The sequence below is a fragment of the Anaeromyxobacter sp. SG64 genome, from assembly GCF_022690745.1.
In the GTDB taxonomy this organism is placed as follows: domain Bacteria; phylum Myxococcota; class Myxococcia; order Myxococcales; family Anaeromyxobacteraceae; genus Anaeromyxobacter; species Anaeromyxobacter soli.
Genome location: NZ_JALCZB010000202.1, coordinates 1 through 1,097 on the forward strand (window position 1 = coordinate 1; position 1,097 = coordinate 1,097).

The following is a 1,097-nucleotide window of genomic DNA, read 5'->3' on the forward strand; positions in this document are numbered from 1 at the left end:
AAGGGAGGCACGCGATGAGCACCGCGAGGTCGAGGGCTCGCGCGGGCGGCGCGCGCGAGGTGCCGGGCGTCGCCGCCGCGGCGCCGGCGGACCGGATCGCCGCGGCGTTCGCGCGCTGCCGCGACGCCGGCGAGGCCGCGCTCGTCACCTACGTCATGGGCGGCGATCCCGACGTGGCGACGTCCAAGGCGCTCGCGCTCGCCTGCGTCGAGGGCGGCGCCGACCTGCTCGAGCTCGGAGTGCCGTTCTCGGATCCGATGGCGGACGGGCCCACCATCCAGCACGCGGCGGAGCGCGCCCTCGCGTCGGGGACGACGCCCGACGGCGTGCTCGAGGTCGCGGCGGCGGTGCGCGCGCGCTCGGACGTGCCCATCGCGCTCATGGGCTACCTGAACCCCATCCTCGCGCGCGGCGTCGAGCGCTTCGCCGACGGCTGCGCGCGCGCCGGGGTGGACGCGGTGATCATCCCCGACCTCCTCCCCGAGGAGGCGGGCGACGTCGCGCCCGTGCTGGCCTCGCGCGGCGTCCGGACCGTGTTCCTGCTCGCGCCCACCTCCGACGCGGCGCGCGTCGAGGCGGCGGCGCGCGCGGCGACGGGGTTCCTCTACTTCGTGTCCGTCACCGGCGTCACGGGCGCGCGCAAGGCGGTGGCCGCGGAGATCGGCCCGACCGTGGCCGAGATCCGGTCGAAGAGCCCGGTGCCGGTGGTGATCGGGTTCGGCGTGTCCTCTCCCGCCCAGGCGCGGGAGCTCGGGGCCCTCGCGGACGGCGTCGTGGTGGGGAGCGCGATCGTGCAGCGGATCGCGGAGGGCGGGACGCGCAAGGCGCGCGCCGAGCGCGTGACGCGCTTCGTGCGCTCGCTCAAGCGGGCGCTCCGGCGCTGAGCGCTCCCCGCGCTGCCCACCCGGCGGCGCCGCCCCGGCGGGCCGTCGCGTGCGGGGCGACGGAACTCCAACGTTCGGGTGGCCGCGAGCGCGGCCGCCCGCGCGATGCGAACGCTTCCACTCCTCCTCGCCGCCTCTATCGCGATCGCCGCGTGCGGCTCCAAGAGCGAGCCCGCGCCGGCCAGCCCCGGCCCGACGCCGCCGAGCGACGGC

At 78.2% G+C, this 1,097-nt stretch carries 1 protein-coding gene; it reads left to right on the forward strand.

The features are described from left to right. Nucleotides 1-14: 14 nt before the first annotated feature. Nucleotides 15-884 carry a tryptophan synthase subunit alpha gene (trpA, locus tag MNZ29_RS24080; protein WP_242357114.1) on the forward strand — a complete coding sequence of 290 codons (870 nt, stop codon included), beginning with the start codon at nucleotides 15-17 and terminating at the stop codon, nucleotides 882-884. The last annotated feature ends 213 nt before the right edge of the window (nucleotides 885-1,097 follow it).